The sequence below is a fragment of the Alcaligenes sp. MMA genome, from assembly GCF_020907215.1.
GTDB classification, from domain to species: domain Bacteria; phylum Pseudomonadota; class Gammaproteobacteria; order Burkholderiales; family Burkholderiaceae_B; genus Alcaligenes; species Alcaligenes aquatilis.
Genome location: NZ_JAJJPP010000001.1, coordinates 1,706,384 through 1,724,815 on the forward strand (window position 1 = coordinate 1,706,384; position 18,432 = coordinate 1,724,815).

The 18,432-nt window shown below is 54.8% G+C and carries 17 protein-coding genes and 1 tRNA gene; 6 read left to right on the plus strand and 12 right to left on the minus strand.

The window, feature by feature from the left end:
* Window positions 1-2: 2 nt before the first annotated feature.
* The 8 genes from LNA76_RS07805 to LNA76_RS07840 form a co-directional block, all read right to left on the minus strand.
* Complete coding sequence (locus LNA76_RS07805) at window positions 3-2,720, minus strand: TonB-dependent receptor (protein ID WP_230018676.1); 2,718 nt, start codon at window positions 2,718-2,720, stop codon at window positions 3-5.
* Window positions 2,721-2,821: 101 nt separating this feature from the next.
* Window positions 2,822-3,766 (minus strand): FecR family protein, encoded by a 945-nt coding sequence (locus tag LNA76_RS07810; protein WP_230018677.1) that lies wholly within the window; start codon window positions 3,764-3,766, stop codon window positions 2,822-2,824.
* Entirely contained in the window at window positions 3,763-4,257 is a 495-nt protein-coding gene (locus LNA76_RS07815; RefSeq protein ID WP_108727219.1) for an RNA polymerase sigma factor, read from the minus strand. Before LNA76_RS07815 ends, LNA76_RS07810 begins: the two co-directional genes overlap by 4 nt.
* A gap of 198 nt (window positions 4,258-4,455) precedes the next feature.
* A complete protein-coding gene (locus LNA76_RS07820; protein WP_094196163.1) occupies window positions 4,456-4,800 on the minus strand; it encodes a zinc ribbon domain-containing protein YjdM in 345 nt (114 codons plus the stop codon).
* A 125-nt stretch (window positions 4,801-4,925) separates the two neighbouring features.
* On the minus strand, window positions 4,926-6,206 hold the full coding sequence (locus LNA76_RS07825) for a TRAP transporter large permease (protein ID WP_230018679.1): 1,281 nt from the start codon (window positions 6,204-6,206) through the stop codon (window positions 4,926-4,928).
* Window positions 6,203-6,742 (minus strand): TRAP transporter small permease, encoded by a 540-nt coding sequence (locus LNA76_RS07830; RefSeq protein ID WP_230018680.1) that lies wholly within the window; start codon window positions 6,740-6,742, stop codon window positions 6,203-6,205. Before LNA76_RS07830 ends, LNA76_RS07825 begins: the two co-directional genes overlap by 4 nt.
* Before the next feature lie 18 nt (window positions 6,743-6,760).
* Window positions 6,761-7,792, minus strand: coding sequence for a TRAP transporter substrate-binding protein DctP (gene dctP, locus LNA76_RS07835; protein WP_230018681.1), 1,032 nt, complete (start codon window positions 7,790-7,792; stop codon window positions 6,761-6,763).
* 44 nt (window positions 7,793-7,836) lie between these two features.
* Window positions 7,837-9,339: an amidase gene (locus LNA76_RS07840; RefSeq protein ID WP_230018682.1), complete on the minus strand. Its 1,503-nt coding sequence runs from the start codon at window positions 9,337-9,339 to the stop codon at window positions 7,837-7,839.
* A 90-nt stretch (window positions 9,340-9,429) separates the two neighbouring features.
* Here LNA76_RS07840 and LNA76_RS07845 point away from each other — a divergent pair, with 90 nt between their 5' ends.
* Window positions 9,430-10,134, plus strand: coding sequence for an IclR family transcriptional regulator (locus tag LNA76_RS07845; protein ID WP_230018683.1), 705 nt, complete (start codon window positions 9,430-9,432; stop codon window positions 10,132-10,134).
* 168 nt (window positions 10,135-10,302) lie between these two features.
* Here LNA76_RS07845 and LNA76_RS07850 read toward each other — a convergent pair whose 3' ends face one another.
* Window positions 10,303-11,199, minus strand: a complete 897-nt coding sequence (locus LNA76_RS07850) for a LysR substrate-binding domain-containing protein (RefSeq protein WP_230018684.1) — start codon at window positions 11,197-11,199, stop codon at window positions 10,303-10,305.
* 104 nt (window positions 11,200-11,303) lie between these two features.
* Between LNA76_RS07850 and LNA76_RS07855 the strand changes: the two genes are divergently transcribed.
* The 3 genes from LNA76_RS07855 (at window position 11,304) to LNA76_RS07865 (ending at window position 13,512) form a co-directional block, all read left to right on the plus strand.
* Window positions 11,304-12,008 carry an SDR family oxidoreductase gene (locus tag LNA76_RS07855; RefSeq protein WP_230018685.1) on the plus strand — a complete coding sequence of 235 codons (705 nt, stop codon included), beginning with the start codon at window positions 11,304-11,306 and terminating at the stop codon, window positions 12,006-12,008.
* 169 nt (window positions 12,009-12,177) lie between these two features.
* Window positions 12,178-12,663, plus strand: a complete 486-nt coding sequence (locus tag LNA76_RS07860) for a tyrosine-type recombinase/integrase (RefSeq protein WP_230018686.1) — start codon at window positions 12,178-12,180, stop codon at window positions 12,661-12,663.
* A gap of 126 nt (window positions 12,664-12,789) precedes the next feature.
* Window positions 12,790-13,512 (plus strand): hypothetical protein, encoded by a 723-nt coding sequence (locus LNA76_RS07865; RefSeq protein WP_230018687.1) that lies wholly within the window; start codon window positions 12,790-12,792, stop codon window positions 13,510-13,512.
* Window positions 13,513-13,967: 455 nt separating this feature from the next.
* Here LNA76_RS07865 and LNA76_RS07870 read toward each other — a convergent pair.
* Window positions 13,968-14,044, minus strand: a tRNA-Met gene (locus LNA76_RS07870).
* A gap of 312 nt (window positions 14,045-14,356) precedes the next feature.
* Here LNA76_RS07870 and LNA76_RS07875 point away from each other — a divergent pair.
* Entirely contained in the window at window positions 14,357-15,760 is a 1,404-nt protein-coding gene (locus LNA76_RS07875) for a GntP family permease (protein WP_108727163.1), read from the plus strand.
* Window positions 15,761-15,948: 188 nt separating this feature from the next.
* Window positions 15,949-16,221 (plus strand): hypothetical protein, encoded by a 273-nt coding sequence (locus LNA76_RS07880; RefSeq protein ID WP_094196159.1) that lies wholly within the window; start codon window positions 15,949-15,951, stop codon window positions 16,219-16,221.
* A gap of 262 nt (window positions 16,222-16,483) precedes the next feature.
* On the opposite strand, the gene LNA76_RS07885 is transcribed toward LNA76_RS07880, so the two are convergent.
* Both LNA76_RS07885 and nadC read right to left on the minus strand, forming a co-directional pair.
* Window positions 16,484-17,503, minus strand: coding sequence for a tripartite tricarboxylate transporter substrate binding protein (locus LNA76_RS07885; RefSeq protein ID WP_230018821.1), 1,020 nt, complete (start codon window positions 17,501-17,503; stop codon window positions 16,484-16,486).
* Window positions 17,504-17,525: 22 nt separating this feature from the next.
* The gene (nadC, locus tag LNA76_RS07890; protein WP_108727161.1) at window positions 17,526-18,425 is read right to left on the minus strand and encodes a carboxylating nicotinate-nucleotide diphosphorylase; all 900 of its coding nucleotides are present in this window, start codon (window positions 18,423-18,425) and stop codon (window positions 17,526-17,528) included.
* Between the last annotated feature and the right edge of the window lie 7 nt (window positions 18,426-18,432).

Genomic DNA, 18,432 nt, shown 5'->3' on the forward strand with positions numbered 1-18,432 from the left:
TTTTAATATCGATAGGAAGCGCGCAACCACAGCTCTCGTCCTGTGCGATAAAGGTTCGGGTTCAGCACCGAAGTCGGGGTCGAGACCACTACGGGCGCTTGCTTGTCCAGCACGTTCAGCACATCCAGCCCCAGGCCCAGACCTTTAAGCATGGCCGGCTCCCAGTCCAGGCGCATATCCCAGGTCCAATAGGAACCGACCCGACCGGATTCATACTTTTCCAGTCCGTCGTCCTGACTCAGACCCACATAATGCACATCCATGCGCGCACTGTTCCAGTTGATCCGGTTATTCATCTGCAAACCATAACGCGCCCACCTACCAGTCACACCGGCACTGACTCGCCAAGGCAGGTTGTAATCCCCCACTGGACGATCACCCCGGCGTATCAGGTCACCGTTGTAATAGATGTTCTCCTCCTGTGCTTCGGCCTCGCCATCGTAGCCATCAGCCAGCTTGTTATTGCGCTTGCTGTGCTGATAAGTCACATCCACACGCGCTGTCCACAGGCTCTCGCCCAAGGTCCAAGGGGCCGTGCTCATCAGGCTCAAGGTAAAAGCATCCGTTTTGGACTTACCGTTGTTCGTGTAGGTGTAGCCTGTCTTGGCCAGCCCTTCGAGAGAGACTTGTTGACGACCATAACGGCGTACATAGGCCAGCTCGGCGGCCACCTTGCTCGATAACTGCTGCTGCAAGCGCAAGGCCCACTCGTCGTCATACGGTGTTCTCAGCCCATCTAGCTTGTAGGCCGTGTGCGACGGCCGGTCGACCGGCTTGCCCCCCGTCACCAACAAAGTGTGTAGTTGGCTCTTGCGCTCACGCATGGCGGTTCCAAGAATATCCATGCCGTAATAACGCGACCAGCCACCCGACAGGCGAGTTTCTCCTGTTCCCAGCACATCCCATTCCAGCAAGGTACGTGGCGCCAGATTGGTGTTGCCAAAGTAATTGTCTTTATCCATGCGCAAGCCCGTGGTCAGGGCCAGATTCTGCCAGGCCAGGCGATCCGACACATAAACGGATGCATTGGTATAGCTGACTCCCACCTCTCCAGCACGGTAGTAGTTCAAGGTCTGGACCTTGCTAGCTTGCCCGCCGCTGTAATGACGTTTTTGCCCCCCATACGCATCCTGATGACGGACAAACTCTCCTTTGGTGTGGGCCAGCTCAAAACCCACATAAGGCGTATGTTCAATGGCCCCGGTCTGGAACGGCTTGAACTCCAGTCGAGACTTCAAGGTCAGGTTGCGCTGCTCGGTGGATTCCTGCCCAAACCCGCCGCTGATATAGGTGTAGTCTGGTCGGCCATTGGGCAAAAACACCATATTGACCATGTACTCCGTGCCGTCGGAATTACGGTAGCTGTTCATCTGGTCATAACCCAGTTGCACACGGCCTAGCCCCCACCCAAAGTCATGGTTCAGATCGAAACCCAGACCATAGGCTTTCTGTTGATGCTGCCACTGAACCCGATTGGCCAGGATGCCGGAATCCACCAGGTCCTCGCGCCGATCCGCGTACTTGAAGATCAGGGCGGAATCCGTGCTGGCACTCCAACGGGTATGAACTTTGGCGAACACATTATCGACACGGTCCTTGGAGTTCGTATTCACATCGGTGAACTCCTTCTCGTGCAAGACGCGCATGGTGCGATCAATGCTGGACTCACGCCGGGACACATTGATCAAGGCAGCGGTGCTATCCGTGATGCCCACATCCAGCATGGCGGACGAAAAGCGCTTGGTCCAGGCAGGAGTGAAACCCGGTTCACCGGCCCCAAACTTTTTCTTTTGCTCTTCGGGCACAGTCTGCGACGTTAGCCCCGAGGAGTTGTAGCTGAAGTCCGCACGAAAGCTGTTATCCCCCTTGGGATCTCGCACCTTGGCATCGACCACGCCCCCGGTAAAGCGACCATACTCCACGGGAATGCTGCTATCGAGCACCGTTACGCTCTCCAGCATATGGGTATCCAGGTTGTAGGCCTGAGCATAGGCGGGCACGTTGCCCACCTGCAGGTTCAAATTACGGCTGGCCGGATCAATCTGATTGGTGGAGCTGATGCCATCAATTTGGAACTGATTCTGGAAGGGGCTGGCCCCATAAAAGCTGATATCTTCCAGCGCCAAAGAGCCGCGATTTGCACTGGTTTTTGCGGCTTCGTTCTGACGAACAGCCGGGTTGTCGGCCAGAAGACTGGACAGATCACGGTTACCCGCTGCGCGTTGATCCAGTTCTTCGCGGGAATAACGGCGCTCTCCGACGCGCTGCCCGTGGACACGGACGGGATCGAGCACGGACAAGCCTTTGGCAACAGGGGCCGTCACAATCGTATAACGCTGATCGCCCTGTGCTCTGGCCGCCAATCCCCAAGGGGCCAGCAAGGTATCCAAAGCCTGCTCAACCGTCAGTTCACCTTGCAAGGCTACAGCGCGCTTTTCCCGAACCTGCCCCGGTGAAAACGCGATCTCCACCTGGGCTTGACGGCCAATCTGCAAGAGTGCATCGGCCAAAGGCTGAGACGCCATATCCAGCACGATCGGCCCGGCCGCGTGCGCCTGCATGGGCTGCATCAGCAGCAAGACACTGGCCATCAAGATAGCCACTTGCCCCTGCTTAAAGCGCGAGCCTTGGGAAGAAGAAAAAGAGTCGGTTGCCACGCCGGAACGAACATGCCTGCGCATGGCAAAAAGAGGCGGCGTGTCCTGCAAAGCGCACTTCATGATGGAGCATCCTATGTAAACAACTACCCTCAGGACGCTGTGCTACCCCTCTTTCCTCACCCCTGATGACCATCGTATTTTTTTATTGATAATAATTATCATTAGTAAATAACTATAAGCCCCGGCAACTCCCTGATTTGTAAGCCTTGCCCCACAGTCAGCAAGCTCAGGGCGGCGGCTGGCCGAGCCGCTTGCACCACACCGGACACCCGCGTTGCCTCCGCCTTCTCGCTACCCATCCAGATCACGCGATGCGTGTACTGTCCCAACTGACGGGCCGCTTCCCTCAGGCTGACATCATCAAAACTCAGTAAACCATTCGTCCAGGCCGGGGCCGCTTCCGCGTGTGTGGAAGCCGTAGACTGGGCCAATTGCGCCTGCAATTGCCCGTGCGCCACCGTGGCCCTGTCTCCCGGCTGCAAGATCACCGGCTGCGACGTATCGCAAGACTGGCACTGCACCTGCACGGTATGTTCGTATACCGCCACAGCACTGACCTGATCGTTAAAGCTGACCTCGTAGCGCGTCCCCAAGGCCGTCGCCTGCGCCAGGCCGGTTTGCACAGTGAACGGACCGGTCTGAGCCGTGGCAGGCACCACCTGAAAGAAGGCACGCCCCGACTCCACGCTGACTTGTCGTTGGCCATGTTCAAAATTCAGACGCACACGGGTCTGCGCATCCAGAATCGCCACCGAGCCATCAGGCAGACTTAATTGGGTGATCTCTACCCCACTGTTGATCAAACCTTGCTGCTCAAACATCTGCCAGGCGTAAAAAGACGCCCCCATCAAGACACAGGCACTGGCCAGCGTTTTGACACGGGATTTTCGCTTATTACGGGCAATGGGCAGCACCGACACCTGATCCAGTCGCCGCCAACTGGCCGCCAAGGCATCATAGGTTTGAGCATGTAAAGGATCAGCCCCATACCAGGCATCGAACTGAGCCAGGGTGTCCGGCTCTAGCTTGGCACCTTCTTTGCGCACCACCCAACGAGCGGCATCTTCATCCACACGGCTCCAGGCCGAATCTGGCTGCGCCTTCATTCTGCGCAATTAAAGACTTGGTGCGCCACCAGCAAAATACGCATCATGTGTTTTTCAATGGTGCTCTCGGACACCGACAACTTCTGGGCGATCTGCGCGTAGCTCATCTCTTCACAGCGATGCATCATAAAAATACGTACGCTGCGCTGGGACTGAGCCATCAGGGCCTGCTCCAGACGTTGCAAGGTTTCCTTGGCCTGCACTTCTTCGTACGTATCCGGCGCATGGTGATGGGCGACACTCAAGGCGTAGCCATCGAACGCAGCCTGCTCGCGTGTTTGACGCCGATACCAATCCGCCGCGATATTGGCGGCAACTTTGAACACATAGGCTCTGTGGTTGTCCGCCGTAACCTGCTTCCCCTTCTCCAACAAACGCAGCCACGTGTCATGTGCGCAGTCTTGCGCCAGTTCAGAACAATGCGTACGCCTGCGCAAATAACGGATCAAATCCGGGTAATGGGTCAGGAACGCCGCCGTCAGCTTGGACATAGAAAGATAATCAGATAAACATATAATTAATAATCATTCTCATTATTATATACACGCCCAGCGCCTTGTTTGCTACTACCTGCCATTAATACGCTGACTAATGGTTGCCGTCGCCTGGATGCCTTCCCCTGTCTGCAGGCATAAAAAAAGCGCAGCGTGTCTATACGCTGCGCCTGCCAAAAACCCAAGTTTGAGTGCTTAGGCTTTCTTCAAGTACATGGCCTTTAACAAATAGCTAATGCCATCAATCTTGCAATCGACTTCGTGGTCACCCCGAACCAGACGGATGCCTTTGGCCTTGGCCCCCTTTTTCAAGGTATTGGAACCTTTCACCTTCAGGTCTCGGATCAGAATCACATCGTCGCCAGCGGCCAGCACATTGCCGTTGCTGTCTTTAACGATCAGCTCATCACCATCAGTTTCAGACTCTAAGGCCGGGTCTGCGTCTTGCCATTCATAGCCACAATCGGCACATACCCATTGCTCGGTGTCATGGTAGGTATTTTCCAAGGTGCACTGAGGACAGGGAAGCGGTGTGCTCATATTTTTTTCCTGTAAAAAGCTGGGTGCTGCTGCACCAGAAGTGCGGCCAGTTTAGCCCTTTGCATCAGGAAGGCCAAAAACACACAGGCCCTGCAGTTGGAGCAGGGCCTGTGATGGGAGCTGAATTACATCGTGGGCATCAGCAATTCCGGTAGCCAGGTGGACAGGATAGGAATGTACGTGACCATCATCAGCAACACCAAAAGGATCAGAAAAAATGGTGTCGTGCCGCGTATCTCTTGCGACAAAGGCACTTTGCCTATGTCTGACACCACGAACAGGTTCAGACCCAATGGCGGGCTGAGCAGCGCAATCTCCATGTTCACCACCACTAGCACACCAAAGTGGATAGGATCGATTTGCAGCGGCTCCAGCAAAGGCAGCACCAGCGGCATCATGATCATCAATACCGACAGCACTTCCAGGAACATGCCCAGGAACAGCAGAACCAGGTTCAGGAACAGCAGGAACTGCCAGCCCTTGATATCCCAGTCGTGCAGTTGCCCCACCAGCTTGGCACCTAAACCGCTTTCGGTAATCCAATGACCGAATGGCAAGGCCACCGCCACAATAATCATGATCACCGCGGCGTTACGCACCCCCACAGCCAGGACCGCAAACGTTTCTTTGACGGTAATGCCTTTGTAGACAAACAGCGCCAGAAAATAAGCCACTACCGCCGAGACCGCAGCGGACTCGGACAGCGTCATGAAACCGCCGTACAAGCCACCCAGAACAATCAAAGGGATTAGCAAGGCCGGTAAAGCCAGCAAGGTTTTGTGCAGCTTCTCGCTTCGTGAAATAGCGCTGCTATCAATGGCGTAATTATTTTTGCGGCTGAACCAGATGATGTAGCCCGAAATTATCACAATCTGCAAAATCGCCGGGATAACGCCGGCCAGAAAAAGCCGGGGAATCGACACATCCGCCAGCACACCGTAAATCACAAAAGCCAGGGACGGTGGAATCAGAATGCCCAAAGTTCCAGCCGATGCCACCACGCCAGAGGCAAAACCACCGGAGTAGCCACTACGCAGCATGGCAGGAATCAGGATAGTGCCCATGGCAATAGCCGTGGCAACCGAAGACCCGCACATGGTGGCGAACAAGGCACATGCAGTAATCCCGACCAGACCCACGCCCCCACGAATCTGCCCCACCCAGGCTTGGGCCGCATCGACCAAGGCCCGTGCAATACCCCCGCGCTCCATGAAAGTAGCGGCAATGACGAAGTACGGAACGGCCAATAAAGGTACAGAGTTCAGTTCATCAATCAGCCGCTGGGAAAAAGACAGCAAGGCATCATCCTGATAGAACAGCACCACCCCCGTCGTACCCAGCGCCAGGAAGATAGGCGCACCGATAGCCAGCAAGGCCAGAAAACCCAGAAACACAATCCCGATCATGATTGCCTCTCCTGGCCTGCCGGCGTGCGCAGGCAGCGGAACAACAAAAGCAGATAGCGCAGGCTCATCAGGCTCATGCCTACTGGCAAGGCTGCGGTGTAAATCCACAGCGGAAAGCGCAAGCTAGTCGAGGACACCTCACCAAATTCGTAGGCTTCCAGGGTGATCTGTACGCCCAGGTAGCTCATCAACATGGAAAACAGCAAACCCAGCACATAGGTAAATAAAAATGCCTTGTGCTTCAGGCTGGGCGGCAAGCAGTTCAGAACAATATCGGCCTTGATGTGCCGCCCTTGCGCCGTAATCACGCCCAGGGACAAGAACACCGCCCAGATAATCAGATACACCTGGATTTCATCACTGGCCGTAATGGCGTGACTGCTGCTGGTGTTGCGCAAGATAACGTTATACAAACAGACCAGTACAGCCAGTAGTCCCAGTAAACCCACGATCACATCTTCGACTCGCTGCAGCGCGCAGGGAGGCACGGCCTCCCCCAAGGCTGACGTGTCCTTATTGGTACAGGTATTGGACATGCTCACGCCTTTTTTGATTTAGAAGTCCACGTTAGCCGCTTGGAGTTCTTGCTTGGCCAACTGCTCGGCCTCGGCATCAATATTCATGGCTTTGACCAACGCGTCCTGAGACTGGCTCAGCTTTTTGCGGGCTTCGGTACGGGCGGCTTCAGCCGGGCTGAATGCCTGTATCCCGTTTTCCTGCAAGGTCTTGGCCGCATCCAGCTCAACTTGCTTGAGCATATCGCGCTGCTCTTTCACCGCGACTTGCCAGGCTTCGGTAATCGCAGCCTGCATTTCAGGACTTTGCTTTTTCCAGAAGCGCTCGCTGACCAGGGGCACGTATTGCGCCATCATCTGGTAATCGTCAAAGCTGTATTTCAGGCCCGAGTCCCACAGCTTGGCGGTACGCACACCCTCGCGGCTGCTGGCAATGGCGTCGATAGCCCCTTGGCTCATGGCCATGGGCAAGTCGGAGAAAGGAATCATCACCGGCACACCGCCCAGCGCTTCGATACGGGCCGAGAAGGTCGTGCCACCCGAATACTGAATTTTCATGCCTTGCAGTTGGTCGTAGGAACGGACTTCTTTACCTGTGGTGTAGAAATGGATGGAACCGGCATCCGCCCAGTTACCCAAGACTTTCACCTTCAAGCGGTCTTCAATTTTCTGGTTGACCAAGGCTCCCAGCTTGCCATCCATCAGACGGTGGGTGATCTCGGGGTCCACGCCGTAGAACATGGGCAAAGCGGTAACCGCAGCGCTGGGTTCACTGCCTTCCAGTTGCCAGGTGCCGGGCAAGCCCATTTCAATCGCGCCTTGGCGCAAGGCTTTAGGCACATCACGGTCACGAAACAGTTGGGCGCTGGGGTAGACCTCGACCGCCAGCTGGTCCCCAACTCTTTTTTGCAGCTCGGCCACAAAAACTTCCACGCCTTTATTGCGCACGTGGTTGGGGTTGGTATCCAGAGAGATTCGGAATTTATCCGCTGCATAAGCAGCAGGCGCAAGAGTCAGAGCAAGGGCAAACAGCCCCGCGCAACGCAAAGGAGAAATGCGATGTGAAGACATGGTTTTTTTCCTGGTGGTAGAGGTGGTTTCTGCAGCGAATCGTTTTAGTTTTTGCCGAACAAGGCATGCCCTGCGGCTTCCAGACGTTGGGCAACAGCTAGCAAACGCCAGTCATCACCCTGCTTGGCAATCAATTGCAGCCCGATAGGTGCGCCGTCCTGCGCCACGCCCCAAGGAATGGAGATAGCAGGCGAACCCGACAAACTAAAAGGCATAGTCAGTTGCGTGACGGCGGTGTGCAGCGGGTAGGTTTTATGACCAATCTGCACTTGCGTCGCGCCGACTTTGGGAGCCGGGCAACGCATGGTGGGGCAAATCAGAATGTCGACCTGATCAAACAAGGCCTCGATGCGGGTATTCAATTCAGTACGCAGTTTTTGCGCACGCAGGTACCAGGGGGCGGGCAGAAAATGCCCAATCTCCAGCCGGATACGAATTTCTTCGCTGATCTGCTCGGGCTTTTCGTAAAGACGGTCAGTGTAGGACGCAGTGGCCTCGGAAGTGATGATCATGAACTGCAAGGCGGCCGCCATATGGGCTTCGGGCAAGAGAATATCCTGCACGCTGGCCTTGTCCTTTTCCAGCCCCAGACAAGCCTGATCCAGTGCTTGCCGCACTTGGGACTCCAAAGGCTCCGCGAAATAGCCCCCCAAGCGACCCACGCGAATACCATCCAGATTCTCTACTGCCCAATCCGGCTCTTGCGGCAGATCCAACAGCCCGGCATACACCAGAGCGCAGTCCTGCACGTACTTGGCAATTGGCCCCAGATGATCCAGGCTGGGGGCAACATCAATAGACCCGTCACGCGGCACGCTATCGTAAGTGGGCTTGAAACCCACCACGCCACAGCAAGCAGCGGGCAACCGGATAGACCCGCCCGTGTCGGTGCCCAAAGTAACGCGACACACATCCGCAGCGACAATCGCGGCAGAACCACCGCTGGAACCGCCGGGAATGTGCTCAGGTGAAGCAGGATTGATCACGCGACCATAACGAGGATTGTTGCTGCTGGCCCCAAAAGCCATCTCGTGCTGATTGGCCATGCCAATCACCACCGCCCCCTTGGCGCGCAAACGGGCCACGCTCAAGGCGTCCTGCGTCACAGGCTCAAAATCCCCCGAGGCGCTACCAGCCGTAACCGCAAACCCTGCAACCGCCGTCATGTCTTTGACCGCAATGGGCAGATTGTGCAGATACCCCGCCTCCCCATTTGGCGCTGTCTGCGCCAAAGCGGTAAACAAGTGCAAATCCGTATTCAGATCCTTGGCACGCTGCAAAGCCTGCTCCGGTTCAGGAGCAATGGCAGGCAAGCTGAACTGCGCACGCGCTACCGTGCCCTGCGCGTCTTTGATCTGCGCGGGATGGGCTTGATAAGGCTGCGCCTTGGTGAAGGGCAATTGCAGAAAATGTTGAATTTCTGCTTCGTTAATTGCTAAACGTTGTACCCACTGTTCGGCGGTGGAAGGCTTGGTCAAAGGCTGTTGAATCCAGCCAGCATACTGCTCAAATGTATAGCGTAGGTCCGCCTGCGTTGTGCTGGCCATTGTTTTGTCCCCTGGGCAGTTTTTTACTGTAGTTTCATCAGATGAAACTCGTGTATTATTTTCATAAAAATCTATCAGAGGAGTTGGGTGATGTCAAGAAAGGGCAATCCTGAACAAGCCGTACAAAAACAGTCTGCACCGGCTGGGGTCGCGGCTTTGGAACGCGGTCTATCGATCTTGCGGACCCTGGGGCAACAAGAAGGTTTGAGCCTGACGGAAATCGCTCAGCGCAGCGATTTGAACAAGGCCACCGCCCTGCGATTGCTACGAACCCTGGAGCAACAAGGTTTTGTGTGGCGAGATGGCCGGCAGCTTTACTACTTTGGCTACGCGCTGGCCGTCATCACCCGCAACCTGAGCATGGACAACTGGCTGGCCAGCAGCATGCAGCCGGAGCTGGATTTGTTGGCCAAGCAAACTGGCGAGACAGCGTCGTTTTTCAATTGCAGCGGCGAGCAGCGCTTATGCGTGGCGGTCGCCATGGGATGGCGGGATGTAGGCCACCGTTTGTGTACGGGGGACACTTTGCCAATGACAGGCGCCAGCGGGCATGTGCTGACGGAGTTTAGTGATGGCCGCCCCAAGGATTATGAGTTCAAGGTTTTCCAGTCCCTGGGCGAGCGCGTGGCGGAACTGGCCGCTTTAGCAGTGCCGGTGTTCAGTGGCGACGGGAAATTGCTGGGAGCCTTGGGACTGTCTGGGACACGGACACGGTTTCAAGAGGATGAATACAGGCAAGAGCTCTGTGCGCAATTGGGCGCTTCTTTAAAACGCATACACAGCGCCGTCCCGTGATCTGATGCGGGCGACAAATAAACGCCCATTTTATGATGGCGATCATTGAGCAACCCGCAGCATGGATGGCGAGCAGCGGTTTGTGGCAATGTGTTGCTCCAAGCCGCAAACACCAACCCCAAAGACCACCCCCATCAACTCCGCCCTAATGCGGGTTCTCTGGGCAGATCAAGTTGGCAACCCGTCCAACCTTTGAGGCAATAACAATCTATGCAAGCACCAATCCCATACCGCCTGGGCCGACTGTCTGACCGGGGCTGAGCGCCTGCGCACCAGATAGAAGTCCGGTCCCAAAATCCCTGCCTGCGCCACCTGCACCAAGCGCCCAGCGGCCAGATCCGTTGCCACAAAAGCCTTGCAGGCCAAAGCCACGCCTTGGCCTGCCATAGCAGCATCCAATGCCAGCGTTGTCTGGTTGAATACCGCGCCAGGCAACTTGCCGCCGGCTTTCAAGAAGGTAGCCCAATGCCCTTGAGCGTCATGCAATAAGGGCAACACACGCAACTGTTCAAGCGATAAAGGAAGCGTCATATTCCCCACCAAACGGGGGCTGGCCACGGCCACGACATCCTGACGAAACAACAACTGGGCCTCCAGGTCCGCCGCAAAAGGCGGGCGAGTCAGGCGCACGGCAATGTCAACCTGATCACGCTCAAAATCCGACAAGGCCTCCGTTGCCACGGTACGTAGCTCCACATCAGGCAAGGCCGCCTGCAAATCCCCCAGGCGGGGAATCAGTAACTTGGCAGCCACCGTAGGTGTGACGCTGATCGTGACCGTATCAGGGCGTACCAGCAAACGCCCGGTTGCATCAGCCAAGGTATCAAAAGCACGAGTCACCTCGGCCAGATAGGCCGCACCCGGCAAAGTCAGTTGCAAACCACGCGGATGACGTTGAAACAGCGCAAGGCCCAAATGCTCTTCCAAGGCCCGGACTTGCTGGGCAACAGCCCCTTGCGTCACCCCCAGCTCATCCGCGGCGGCACGGAAACTCAAACGACGACCAGATACCTCAAAGGCACGCAAGGCATTGAGCGGAGGCAAGGAACGGCGAGATTTCATCATTTTTTAAACAGTAGTTTTTCTACACCCTTGAAGGCTTATTTATCGCATGATTTTTCTAATGCAGGCTGAAATAATAGTATCAATCTCAACACACGGAGGCTCTCATGACTGTAGAAAAAGTAGCACTTATTAGCGCAGGAGGCTCGGGTATGGGTGCCGCAGCGGCCCGCAAACTGGCCCAAGATGGCTACCACGTCGCCATCCTGTCCTCGTCCGGCAAGGGCGAGGCTTTGGCCAAGGAGTTGGGCGGCATCGGTCTGACCGGATCGAATCAATCCAACGAGGACTTGCAGCGGCTGGTTGACCTGACCATGCAACGCTGGGGACGTATCGACGCCCTGGTCAGCTCCGCCGGACACGGCCCGCGTGGCCCGGTTCTGGAGATCAGCGACGAAGGCTGGCACAAAGGCATGGACGTCTACTTTCTGAATGCCGTGCGTCCAGCGCGACTGGTGGCGCCCATCATGGCCACACAAGGTGGCGGGGCGATTGTGAATATTTCCACGGCCTGGGCGTTTGAGCCTGCGGAGATGTTCCCCACGTCGGCGGTATTTCGCGCCGGGCTGGCCAGCTTCACCAAGATTTTTGCAGACAGCTATGCCGCCAAGAATGTACGCATGAACAACGTGCTGCCCGGCTGGATTGATAGCCTGCCCGCGACCGAAGAACGACGAGAAAGCGTACCCATGGGACGCTATGGCAAAGCCGAGGAAATTGCGGCGACGATTGCGTTCTTGTTATCGGATGGCGCTGGGTATATTACCGGCCAGAACATCAAGGTGGATGGTGGACTGACTCGGTCGGTGTGAACGGTAAAAGGCTGATCAGGCTGCTGTATGCATACTGGCTATAAGCCGTCTGACTTCAATGAGCTGATCCGGCTTGGCGTCTGGAAACGAGGATAACCCACTGAAAGACCTACGCCAGCTCAAGGTGTAGGAAAATGAGCTGCCCTATCTGACCAAGGAGCAGATCGCGGTGCTACTAGTCGAGCTGAAGAAATCAACCAATCCACATGTGGATCTGGTGTCTCGAATTTGCCTTGCCACGGGGGTCCGTTGGAGTGAGGCAGAACAACTACAACCACAGCAAATTCGACAACGACTGATCCAATTTGCCCGAACAAAGACAGGAAAAGCGCGGGCAGTACCGATCAGTCAAAAAATCCAGGACAAGATTCTTGCTCATCATGCCGAGCACCGGAACATGGGAGCAATCTTCACCAGTTGCACAGGAGCGTTCAAGGAGGCCATCGAACGGGCCGGTATTGAACTACCGCTGGGGCAACTCACACATGTGCTGCGACACACCTTTGCCAGTCACTTCATGATCAATGGCGGAAACATTTTAACTTTGCAGCGCATCCTGGGGAACCAGGATTTAAAAACAACCATGCGGTATGCGCATCTTGCTCCAGAACATCTGGATACAGCAAGAACACTTAATCCATTAATGACCTGCTGATCCGCGTTGCACATGACTGAGTGGTTGCATAGTGAAAAGCTGCAACCCTATCATTCATTCAGCGGCTGGCGCAGCCACAAATCAATAGCTTACGGCATAATTGGTTAAGTTTTTTTTGAGAAAGATATGTTTAAGAAAATATTAAAATTTTTTGGCTTACCTAGTTCAGTTGCGCCCTTTCCCTATCTACCGCAGGGCATGAATGAAATCGGTGACTATAAAGTTTTACTTGAGCAATCTGTTCTGTTTACAAGAACGCTGGGCTTTGATACTCCAGAAATAAACTGGAAGAATCATGATGTACTGGGGGCTGATGGGGATTTTATTCGGAAGATTGGAGAGGCAGCTAATATTATTGATTTCTCCAGTTCAGCAGGACAATGCCTAAAGTGGTGTCATTATATTCGTCCCTATGCAGAGAAAATACTTGAAGTCCCTGTGTGGCTTACGATCGGTCAGCTCTGGAAATCTAATAAGACCGTTTTTAATCCAAGCTGGGAGGATTTTCAAAAATGGAGCACATTAGGAATCTCCTTGCCCGAGCTGAGAGATCAAAATCGATCTGGAATAAATCTGCACGCATGGCTGACCGTAGCTACTGGGGAAATTATTGAACCTACCCTTATGAGCAGCATCGCCGCGGTCAATCCTCAAATAGCAGACTCCTTGCGCGGAGCGATAACCTGGGGCAAAGAACCAGGTTTTATCAAAGATCATCGCTACTTCCCAATGGTCATAGGAGATGCCATTGCAGAGGCAATGCATCAAAAATCATCATTTCCGCTATTAGCTAGGTGCCAAACGGATCTATCAGAAATTCCAATGTTTATCGAATTATCTACGAGGTAGCTAGGTCGGCTTACTACTTTTACTGACTTTGTCCCAATCCGACTAATTATTGTTGGCGCTCACCATCATAGGCTTTGCCCCCAAACCCCACGCTCGCCGCTAGACAGCGTGTGTGATCAATGGTGTGTCAAGGATTCGCTTCGCCGGGTACTCACCCAGTCCCGGCCAGCCGGGCTGCGGCTTCCGTGCCCGTCCTTGACATGGCAGGCACCGTCTCAAGATGGCAATGGTGACAACCGGCACTTGGCCAGGTCAATGATGTGTCGCCAAGACAATTTCAGCGTACCCACACATGAAGTCGAAACACGCATGCAAGCGGCGAAGACAAGAAGTGGTCAGCATCAGCAACCGTCGTTATCCAATCCTGCGTTGACACTTGGTTGACACCCAGCCGCAGAAAACAAAAAAGCCACCCGGCTGGGTGGCTTTAATGTCCTGATTTAACAGGGGTATTCTGGTGGCGCATCCCTGATTCGAACAGGGGACCTGCGGATTATGATTCCGTCGCTCTAACCTGCTGAGCTAATGCGCCGAAGAAGAAATTATAGCAAGGTTTCTTCTTTTGGCAAGCACTTATCTCGAACTTTTTTCATCTTTTTGATGATTTTCTCCTATGGAAACGCTAAGCCCTTGTATTTATTAGGCTTAGCCATTTCCAGATGCCCTTACCCAAACCGGGCACATGCTACAAAAAGTAAGCACTCAAGCCATCCCCCCTTCTCTCCCCCTTGCGCGCTATCAATCCTGTTTGTCATTCTCTGTTGCTACACTGCCTGCTCGGCGCTAGATCCGTCTTCATTTAATGACTCGTCCGTGATCCGGACTTTCCACAGGAATTTTGTTTATGGCCAGTACGCTTGCTATTGTTGTCTCGCTTTTGCTGCTGATGTTTTTTGCTTATCGGGGGGTGACGGTTCTGTTGCTGGCTCCCTTGATGGCCGCCTTAGCTGTGCTGCTCTCGGGGGACTCCGGGTTTTTGTTGCCCATCTACACCTCCACCTTCATGAGCGCGCTTAGCGGCTATGTACTTCAGTTCTTGCCCATCTTCCTGTTAGGTGCCTTGTTTGGTCAGTTGATGGCAGACTCCGGAGCGGCTCAGGCAATTGCTCAATGGATTACACACAAACTGGGGCATCGCCATGCGATTGCCACCATTGTGTTGGTATGCGGCGTACTGACTTATGGGGGGGTGTCCTTGTTTGTGGTGGCCTTTGCCATCTACCCGATTGCCAAGGATCTGTTTCGTGCGGCAGGTATTCCCAAGCGTTTGATCCCGGCTTCGATTGCCTTGGGTTCCTTCACCTTCACCATGACTGCTCTGCCTGGCACGCCTGCCATTCAGAACGCGATTCCTATTCCTTACTACGGCACCAACGTGTTTGCGGCCCCTGGCCTGGGGATTATTGGTGCTTTGATCATGGCTTTGGGTGGTTTGTGGTGGCTACAGTCTCGAGCACGCAAAGCCATTGCCCAAGGTGAAGACTATGGCGATCACGGACAGGATCATTTTGATGCTAGCGCCGAAGACAGCACACATACTCAGAAACCCATGCCCATTTTCTTGGCTATCCTGCCTTTAATTCTGGTGATTGGCATCAATGCCTTGTTTACCTATCGCATTTTTCCCGGCACGAACTTTACATTCATGGCCGAGCGTTTCCCTCAAGTTGACCCTGCCAAGATTACGGGTCTGTGGGCGCTGATTATCGCCTTGATTACGGCAAGTCTGGTGCTGATCATCAGTCGTCTGGGTCACTGGAAAAGCCTGCGCGAGAGCATCAACAAAGGCGTGTTTGGTTTTATGCTGCCCTTGTTCAATACAGCCTCTGAAGTTGGTTACGGTGCCGTCATTGCCAGCCTGGCAGGTTTTGCGATTATTCGAGACTTTGTGTTGAACGTGGCCCCCGGCAATCCGCTGATTTCGGAAGCGGTCGCCATGACGACGCTGGCCGGGATTACAGGTTCGTCCTCGGGTGGTTTGAGCATTGCCTTGCAGACGCTGGGTTCAGATTATCTGGCGATGGCTCAACAAGCCGGCATCAGCCCGGAGCTACTGCACCGTGTGGCGGTGATGGCTGCCGGTGGTCTGGATACGCTACCCCATTGCGGCGCGATTATTACCTTGCTGTCCATCTGCAAGCTCAATCACCGCCAGTCCTATGGCAATATCGCCATGGTGACCATGGTGACGCCTTTGATTGCGCTGATTGCAGTCATCACACTGGGGACGATTTTTGGCAGCTTCTAAGCAGGTTTAAAAAAACAGACTCTCTATAAAGCAGCGATGTGCGGATTTCCGCCTAGCTGCTTTTTTTATGGGCCCTATCTTTTTTTCGCGAAAATCCGTAACGCTTTGCCATCCGGCAACCACCCTCAGCGTGCTAGGATTCAGAAATAGGTTCCCGAGTCATCAAGATCAATAATCAGGAGCACACCATGAACTACACCTACACCCTTAATGAGTTAGGCACTGAAGCCATTCGTCAGTTTGTTCTGGATCGTGGCCAGCCTGATCTGAACCTGCAGGCTTATATGGCCGCCGCCGAGGTCGAAGCTGACAATTTCAATGCAGGCGGCAGCCAGCGCGGCCAGATAGAGATCGACTCCAACTGCAGCAAGGACGGTTTGACCCACACGTTGCTACTGGAAAAACACTGGTTTGCGACCCAGCCTGTTCCTGAAACTCCCAGCGAGGACAGCTTCTTCTAATAGAAGCAGGTTTGTCTGTAAGTGCATAACCGTTAGTTAGACAGACACAAGCTCAGTTATCTCCCCCCTCTCTATAGACATTGGCCCAGACACGCCCAAACGGCTGTCTGGGCCTGAAACTATCTGAAAGGCCGACACGACTCTATAGAGAAGCTGACTATTGCCTGAGGCGCTGATGTATTCGAGTGCTGGAGCAGGACAACAACAACTAGGGCTCACGGTCCTCGATCAGGCATTGCACTGAAACAAGTCCTTCCCCGTTCTAATCCACCTGCAAACCAATCCTATACGCCAAGTCCCCAAAACGGTCGATATCATTCCAGATCATGGCCTTGAAGCCACTGGCTTGCGCTGATTGATTGCCTTCTTGCGGCGTATAGCCCAGTCCCAGCAGTTGCGATTGCATGGCTGGGTCCGCCACAATGTGTTGCACGACACGATTCAACGTTTTGATGATGTGTTCAGGCGTATGGGACGGCGCCAACAAACCGTGCCATTGGTCCAGCTCGAAATCAGTTTCACTGATTTCAGCCACGGTAGGCACATGGGGTAAAACCGGACTGCGCTGGGCTGAAGTGACGGCCAAGGCACGCAAGTGTCCAGACTCGATCAAGGTGGCCGCACTGGACAAGGTCACGATCCCGATAGGCACTTGCCCGGCAACCACGTCATTTAATGCCGGCCCGCAGCCACGATACGGGATGTGCAGCAAGGTCGTGCTCCACAAGTCGTAAAGCATTTCCCCGGCCAGATGCTGGGGAGTGCCATTACCGCAGGAGGCATACGCCAACGACGGTTCGGACTTCTGCTCCAGCACCTGTTCCAGAGTCTGAATATCCGAGTCATGCCCGGTGACAATCACGGAAGGTACAAAACCGATATTGGCGATCGGCGCAAAGTCTTCTTTGGGCTTGAAGCCCAGATTACGAAAAACACCGGGATTGATGGCAAAAGAGCTATTGGCCATCAACAAGGTATAGCCATCGGCACGGGCGTAGGCTACTGCTCGTGCGCCAATATTGCCGCTGGCACCGGGGCGGTTGTCGATAATGACGGGTTGACCCAGTTTTTTTTCCAGCTCGGGCCCCAACTTGCGGGCCAGCAAATCGGTCCCGCCCCCAGGCGGAAAGGTGACAATCACGGTAATAGGCCTGACGGGATACTTCTCCACCTGCCCGGCAGTCGTCTCCTTGGCCTGCGCCGCCTGATGACTCATGCCCAACGCCACGATTGCCAGCAAGGCGGCGACCGCCGCCCGCTTACCCACCTGAAAACCCGCCATGACAGCCAACACGTTTCTCTACTCAAGCATCCAGACCAATATCCAGTACACGGGCACTGTGCGTAATCCAGCCCACTGCAATTCGGTCTACACCACAACGGGCAATTTCTACGGCTGTTTCTGGGGTGATACGGCCAGAGGCTTCGGTTTTGGCACGGCCTGCCACACGGGCCACGGCCTCGGTCAAGGTTGCGGTGTCCATATTGTCCAGCAGAATGCTGTCCACCCCCAGTTCCAGCACCTCGTCCAGTTGCTCCAGGGTGTCAACTTCCACCTCGATGCAAACCAGATGACCAATGTACGCACGGGCCGCTTCCACGGCGGCTTTGACGCCTCCGGCCACAGCAATGTGGTTATCTTTAATTAGTACCGCGTCATCCAGACCAAAGCGATGGTTACTACCACCACCGACCCGCACCGCGTATTTCTGCACGGCACGCAGGCCTGGCATGGTTTTGCGGGTGCAGGTGACTTTGGTGCCATAAGGCGCAATCGCGCGGGCGATGGAGGCCGTTGCCGATGCCACGCCACTTAGATGCCCCAGAAAGTTCAAGGCGCAACGCTCTGCCGTCAGCATGGAACGGGCCGAGCCGCTGATGACCGCAATCTGTGCACCTGGCGTCAAGGCATCCCCATCTTGCAATTGGGCTTCAAAGCGCAGCGTAGGGTCCAACAAGGTAAACGCCAAACGCGCCAAATCCAGACCCGCCAATACGCCTTCCTCTCGGGCAAGCAAACGCATTTGTGTGCGTGTTGCTGCAGGAACGATGGAATCCGTCGTCAAATCACCGGCGCGGCCCAAGTCTTCTTGCAAGGTGGCGCGCACCAAAGGCTCAAGAATGACGTCGGGCAAGGCAGGGATACGGTGAGCTCGTGTCTGTGCAGCTTGCGCTGCCGGCTCGGGGGCATTTGTTATGCTCATTATGAGT

Excerpts from the sequence above, each read along its gene's own strand:
- LNA76_RS07805 (WP_230018676.1), bottom strand. The coding sequence starts at position 2,720 with ATGAAGTGCGCTTTGCAGGACACGCCGCCTCTTTTTGCCATGCGCAGG.
- LNA76_RS07810 (WP_230018677.1), bottom strand. The coding sequence starts at position 3,766 with ATGAAGGCGCAGCCAGATTCGGCCTGGAGCCGTGTGGATGAAGATGCC.
- LNA76_RS07815 (WP_108727219.1), bottom strand. The coding sequence starts at position 4,257 with ATGTCCAAGCTGACGGCGGCGTTCCTGACCCATTACCCGGATTTGATC.
- LNA76_RS07820 (WP_094196163.1), bottom strand. The coding sequence starts at position 4,800 with ATGAGCACACCGCTTCCCTGTCCTCAGTGCACCTTGGAAAATACCTAC.
- LNA76_RS07825 (WP_230018679.1), bottom strand. The coding sequence starts at position 6,206 with ATGATCGGGATTGTGTTTCTGGGTTTTCTGGCCTTGCTGGCTATCGGT.
- LNA76_RS07830 (WP_230018680.1), bottom strand. The coding sequence starts at position 6,742 with ATGTCCAATACCTGTACCAATAAGGACACGTCAGCCTTGGGGGAGGCC.
- dctP (WP_230018681.1), bottom strand. The coding sequence starts at position 7,792 with ATGTCTTCACATCGCATTTCTCCTTTGCGTTGCGCGGGGCTGTTTGCC.
- LNA76_RS07840 (WP_230018682.1), bottom strand. The coding sequence starts at position 9,339 with ATGGCCAGCACAACGCAGGCGGACCTACGCTATACATTTGAGCAGTAT.
- LNA76_RS07845 (WP_230018683.1), top strand. The coding sequence starts at position 9,430 with ATGTCAAGAAAGGGCAATCCTGAACAAGCCGTACAAAAACAGTCTGCA.
- LNA76_RS07850 (WP_230018684.1), bottom strand. The coding sequence starts at position 11,199 with ATGATGAAATCTCGCCGTTCCTTGCCTCCGCTCAATGCCTTGCGTGCC.
- LNA76_RS07855 (WP_230018685.1), top strand. The coding sequence starts at position 11,304 with ATGACTGTAGAAAAAGTAGCACTTATTAGCGCAGGAGGCTCGGGTATG.
- LNA76_RS07865 (WP_230018687.1), top strand. The coding sequence starts at position 12,790 with ATGTTTAAGAAAATATTAAAATTTTTTGGCTTACCTAGTTCAGTTGCG.
- LNA76_RS07875 (WP_108727163.1), top strand. The coding sequence starts at position 14,357 with ATGGCCAGTACGCTTGCTATTGTTGTCTCGCTTTTGCTGCTGATGTTT.
- LNA76_RS07880 (WP_094196159.1), top strand. The coding sequence starts at position 15,949 with ATGAACTACACCTACACCCTTAATGAGTTAGGCACTGAAGCCATTCGT.
- LNA76_RS07885 (WP_230018821.1), bottom strand. The coding sequence starts at position 17,503 with ATGGCGGGTTTTCAGGTGGGTAAGCGGGCGGCGGTCGCCGCCTTGCTG.
- nadC (WP_108727161.1), bottom strand. The coding sequence starts at position 18,425 with ATGAGCATAACAAATGCCCCCGAGCCGGCAGCGCAAGCTGCACAGACA.